The sequence below is a fragment of the Escherichia sp. KCJ4928 genome (assembly GCF_004352695.1).
In the GTDB taxonomy this organism is placed as follows: domain Bacteria; phylum Pseudomonadota; class Gammaproteobacteria; order Enterobacterales; family Enterobacteriaceae; genus ECMA0423.
Genome location: NZ_SJWV01000234.1, coordinates 1 through 5043 on the forward strand (window position 1 = coordinate 1; position 5043 = coordinate 5043).

The window sequence follows — 5043 nt, forward strand, 5'->3', positions numbered from 1 at the left end:
TTGTTAAAGATATATTACAGATTAATAATATTCTTAAAATGTGGTAATTTATTAAATCTGTAATAAAAGCGTAAACAACTGCCGCTAGGCTTGCTGATCCCGCGCAACAAAACGCCATGCTTTGCTCGCAGATGGTTGGCAACCGACGACAGTCCTGCTAAAACGTTCGTTTGATATCATTTTTCCTAAAATTGAATGGCAGAGAATCATGAGTGACAGCCAGACGCTGGTGGTAAAACTCGGCACCAGTGTGCTAACAGGCGGATCGCGCCGTCTGAACCGTGCCCATATCGTTGAACTTGTTCGCCAGTGCGCGCAGTTACATGCCGCCGGGCATCGGATTGTTATTGTGACGTCGGGCGCGATCGCCGCCGGACGTGAGCACCTGGGTTACCCGGAACTGCCAGCGACTATCGCCTCGAAACAACTGCTGGCAGCGGTAGGGCAGAGTCGACTGATTCAACTGTGGGAACAGCTGTTTTCGATTTATGGCATTCACGTCGGGCAAATGCTGCTGACCCGTGCTGATATGGAAGACCGTGAACGCTTCCTGAACGCCCGCGACACCCTGCGTGCGTTGCTCGATAACAATATCGTTCCGGTAATCAATGAGAACGATGCTGTCGCTACGGCAGAGATTAAAGTCGGCGATAACGATAACCTTTCTGCGCTGGCGGCGATTCTGGCGGGTGCCGATAAACTGTTGCTGCTGACCGATCAAAAAGGTTTGTATACCGCTGACCCGCGCAGCAATCCGCAGGCAGAACTGATTAAAGATGTTTACGGCATTGATGACGCACTGCGCGCGATTGCCGGTGACAGCGTTTCAGGCCTCGGAACTGGCGGCATGAGTACCAAATTGCAGGCCGCTGACGTGGCTTGCCGTGCGGGTATCGACACCATTATTGCCGCGGGCAGCAAGCCGGGCGTTATTGGTGATGTGATGGAAGGCATTTCCGTCGGTACGCTGTTCCATGCCCAGGCGACTCCGCTTGAAAACCGTAAACGCTGGATTTTCGGTGCGCCGCCGGCGGGTGAAATCACGGTAGATGAAGGGGCAACTGCCGCCATTCTTGAACGCGGCAGCTCCCTGTTGCCGAAAGGCATTAAAAGCGTGACTGGCAATTTCTCGCGTGGTGAAGTCATCCGCATTTGCAACCTCGAAGGTCGCGATATCGCCCACGGCGTCAGTCGTTACAACAGCGATGCATTACGCCGTATTGCCGGGCACCACTCGCAAGAAATTGATGCAATACTGGGATATGAATACGGCCCGGTTGCCGTTCACCGTGATGACATGATTACCCGTTAAGGAGCAGGCTGATGCTGGAACAAATGGGCATTGCCGCGAAGCAAGCCTCGTATAAATTAGCGCAACTCTCCAGCCGCGAAAAAAATCGCGTGCTGGAAAAAATCGCCGATGAACTGGAAGCACAAAGCGAAATCATCCTCAACGCTAACGCCCAGGATGTTGCTGACGCGCGTGCCAATGGCCTTGGCGAAGCGATGCTTGACCGTCTGGCACTGACGCCCGCACGGCTGAAAGGCATTGCCGATGATGTGCGCCAGGTGTGTAACCTCGCCGATCCGGTGGGGCAGGTAATCGATGGCAGCGTACTGGACAGCGGCCTGCGTCTTGAGCGTCGTCGCGTACCGCTGGGGGTTATTGGCGTGATTTATGAAGCGCGCCCGAACGTGACGGTTGATGTCGCTTCGCTGTGCCTGAAAACCGGTAATGCGGTGATCCTGCGCGGTGGCAAAGAAACGTGTCGCACTAACGCTGCAACGGTGGCGGTGATTCAGGACGCCCTGAAATCCTGCGGCTTACCGGCGGGTGCCGTGCAGGCGATTGATAATCCTGACCGTGCGCTGGTCAGTGAAATGCTGCGTATGGATAAATACATCGACATGCTGATCCCGCGTGGTGGCGCTGGTTTGCATAAACTGTGCCGTGAACAGTCGACAATCCCGGTGATCACAGGTGGTATAGGCGTATGCCATATTTACGTTGATGAAAGTGTAGAGATCGCTGAAGCATTAAAAGTGATCGTCAACGCGAAAACTCAGCGTCCGAGCACATGTAATACGGTTGAAACGTTGCTGGTGAATAAAAACATCGCCGATAGCTTCCTGCCCGCATTAAGCAAACAAATGGCGGAAAGCGGCGTGACATTACACGCAGATGCAGCTGCACTGGCGCAGTTGCAGGCAGGCCCTGCGAAGGTGGTTGCTGTTAAAGCCGAAGAGTATGACGATGAGTTTCTGTCATTAGATTTGAACGTCAAAATCGTCAGCGATCTTGACGATGCCATCGCCCATATTCGTGAACACGGCACACAACACTCCGATGCGATCCTGACCCGCGATATGCGCAACGCCCAGCGTTTTGTTAACGAAGTGGATTCGTCCGCTGTTTACGTTAACGCCTCTACGCGTTTTACCGACGGCGGCCAGTTTGGTCTGGGTGCGGAAGTGGCGGTAAGCACACAAAAACTCCACGCGCGTGGCCCAATGGGGCTGGAAGCACTGACCACTTACAAGTGGATCGGCATTGGTGATTACACCATTCGTGCGTAAATAAAACCGGGTGATGCAAAAGTAGCCATTTGATTCACAAGGCCATTGACGCATCGCCCGGTTAGTTTTAACCTTGTCCACCGTGATTCACGTTCGTGAACATGTCCTTTCAGGGCCGATATAGCTCAGTTGGTAGAGCAGCGCATTCGTAATGCGAAGGTCGTAGGTTCGACTCCTATTATCGGCACCATTAAAATCAAAGAGTTACCCCATATTTAAATACACCACGTTTCCTCCTGTGCCGCATTTGTGCCATTGTAACCTTGGCAATTCATCAAAATACTGTTCTGACATCAGGCAGTGCAGGTGCAGCTATTTAAACCAATTGCTGCCGCCATTCTTTGACGTAGTCAATCAGGGCGCGGAGCTTTGGTGCAATATTGCGACGCTGTGGGAAATACAGATAGAAGCCCGGAAATTGTGGAAGAAAGTCATCAAGCAGCGATACAAGCTTACCGCTTTCAATATATGGCCTGAAAGTTTCCTGAGTGGCAATTGTTATTCCTCCGCCGGCAAGAGCCAGCCTCAACATCAGACGCAGATCATTAGTCGTAATCTGCGGTTCAATCGCAAGGTCGAAAGTTCTCCCGTTTTCTTCAAATGGCCAGCGATAAGGCGCAACCTCCGGGGACTGACGCCAGCCGATACACTTATGGGTATTTCCCCCGGAGGCGAGAAAGCGCTCTCCACGCCCGGCCGCAAGGATCAGGACGACGGGGGCAGGCATGAATCCTCCTCATGATGGAGACGTACAGAGGCGATTTCTGCCAGCACGGAGAGTGCCAGAGTATGCGCATCCCGGGCTTTGGGGAATATCCCGACGGGGGCCCGGATTTGCGCTGTCTCCTCCCTGGACCATCCCAGCTCGTGGAGCTTTTGCAGACGTAACGTGTGGGTTCGATGGCTGCCCAATGCGCCGAGATAAAAGGGTTTTGCTTCTCGCGCGGCCTGCAATGCTGGCAGCTCCCGGTTGAGATCATGGCACAGCAAAATGACCGCCGTGTCGGTATCGATCTGAGCGCTGGCTGAGGCCGGAAAAAGATCGAAGATATGGCTGTCATAGCCTGTGGCTGCTGCAAGACTCGCGGTTGCCTGCGCCTCAAGAGAACGTCCGTAAATCATCAGCCTGACGCATGGCCTGAACCCCACCTCAAAGCCATTGAGATTCCAGCCCGTTCGGGTTTGCGTGGGCAGGCACACCAACGATTGTGCTTGCGGATCGTAGCGCAGCCCCGCCGGTTTTCTCTGTTCCAGACGGTTCAGCACGGCGAGCAGAGGCTGTGCCGAGCGTAGTTTATGGAGCGTCAGCGTGATCCCACCGCCGCAGGGCAGAACGATGTCAAACCACGGCGAACCTTCGCCATAGCGAATTTCGCGATCGCGGCCTGAGCCCATCATCTCCAGCGCTTCAAAAGCGGCAGCGGCCTCCACGCAGCCGCCAGAGACAAAACCGCAGTAACGACCATCTTCGCGAACCACCATCTGCGCCCCGAGCGGGCGCGCCGCGCCGCCGTGTATCTCCACCAGCGTCACCAGCACCGCTCCTTTACCGGACATTAGCGCCTCTACGGCGAAGCGCAGAATGGTCCGGTGGTCATCGGTGAGAAACGCCTGCTCTGGCTTATGCCAGTGTTCGTCTTTATCAAAAAGCGGGTATGACATTGTTTCTCCTTAAACCACATCCGGCAGCTTATCGAGCAGCTTATCCAGAGTGATGGGATAATCCCGTACCCGAATACCGGTGGCGTTATACACCGCGTTGGCGATAGCCGCGCTCACGCCGCACAGGCCCAGCTCACCGACACCTTTGGCCTTCATCGGGGAGGATATGGGGTCGGTATCATCCAGGAAAATCACCTCCTGTTTTGGGATATCCGCATGGACCGGCACCTCATACCCCGCCATATCGTGATTAACGAAGTAGCCCAAACGGTCATCCACCGCCAGCTCCTCCATCAGTGCCGCGCCCATGCCCATAGTCATTGCGCCAATGACCTGGCTGCGCGCAGTTTTCGGATTCAGGATGCGTCCTGCAGCACACACAGCGAGCATACGCCGGACCCGAACTTCTCCCGTCGCGCTATGCACGCCGACCTCCACAAAATGCCCGGCAAAGGTCGACTGCTGGTACTCTTTGCTCAGTGTTCCGAATTCAATGCTCTCTTCCGCTGTCAGTCTGCCGCCTGCGGTGGCTTCATGTAGCGTGGCGCTTCGGGTACCGTTGGTAATCTTGCCGTCGGCAAACTGCGACTGCTCAGGATCAAACCCGACTGCCGAGGCAATCATTTCGCGAAGCTTCATACAGGCGGCGTAAACGCCGGAGGTGGAGGTATTCGCGCCCCATTGTCCACCAGAACCCGCAGAAACCGGGAAACTGGAATCGCCGAGGTGAACCGCAACCTGCTCCAGCGGTACGCCAAGCATTTCCGCTGCCGTCTGGGCCAGAATGGTGTAGCTGCCGGTGCC

The 5043-nt window shown here is 54.9% G+C and carries 3 protein-coding genes, 1 tRNA gene and 2 pseudogenes; 3 read left to right on the forward strand and 3 right to left on the reverse strand.

Features of this window, described 5'->3' with window-relative positions; genetic code table 11:
• The first annotated feature begins 208 nt into the window (after positions 1 to 208).
• The 3 genes from proB (at position 209) to E0D98_RS21190 (ending at position 2767) form a co-directional block, all read left to right on the forward strand.
• Positions 209 to 1312 carry a glutamate 5-kinase gene (gene proB, locus E0D98_RS21180; RefSeq protein ID WP_001285288.1) on the forward strand — a complete coding sequence of 368 codons (1104 nt, stop codon included), beginning with the start codon at positions 209 to 211 and terminating at the stop codon, positions 1310 to 1312.
• Positions 1313 to 1323: 11 nt separating this feature from the next.
• Positions 1324 to 2577 carry a glutamate-5-semialdehyde dehydrogenase gene (proA, locus tag E0D98_RS21185; RefSeq protein ID WP_000893255.1) on the forward strand — a complete coding sequence of 418 codons (1254 nt, stop codon included), beginning with the start codon at positions 1324 to 1326 and terminating at the stop codon, positions 2575 to 2577.
• 114 nt (positions 2578 to 2691) lie between these two features.
• Positions 2692 to 2767, forward strand: a tRNA-Thr gene (locus E0D98_RS21190).
• 126 nt (positions 2768 to 2893) lie between these two features.
• On the opposite strand, the pseudogene E0D98_RS21195 reads toward E0D98_RS21190, so the two are convergent.
• The 3 genes and pseudogenes from E0D98_RS21195 to paoC all read right to left on the reverse strand — a co-directional run.
• Positions 2894 to 3232: pseudogene (locus E0D98_RS21195) on the reverse strand (LysR substrate-binding domain-containing protein); the annotation flags it as partial.
• 50 nt (positions 3233 to 3282) lie between these two features.
• Positions 3283 to 4239: a molybdenum cofactor insertion chaperone PaoD gene (gene paoD / locus E0D98_RS21200; protein ID WP_000121330.1), complete on the reverse strand. Its 957-nt coding sequence runs from the start codon at positions 4237 to 4239 to the stop codon at positions 3283 to 3285.
• A 9-nt stretch (positions 4240 to 4248) separates the two neighbouring features.
• A pseudogene (gene paoC, locus E0D98_RS21205) lies at positions 4249 to 5043 on the reverse strand (aldehyde oxidoreductase molybdenum-binding subunit PaoC); the annotation flags it as partial.

Coding starts and splice junctions, on each gene's coding strand:
- proB (WP_001285288.1), top strand. CDS start 209: ATGAGTGACAGCCAGACGCTGGTGGTAAAACTCGGCACCAGTGTGCTA.
- proA (WP_000893255.1), top strand. CDS start 1,324: ATGCTGGAACAAATGGGCATTGCCGCGAAGCAAGCCTCGTATAAATTA.
- paoD (WP_000121330.1), bottom strand. CDS start 4,239: ATGTCATACCCGCTTTTTGATAAAGACGAACACTGGCATAAGCCAGAG.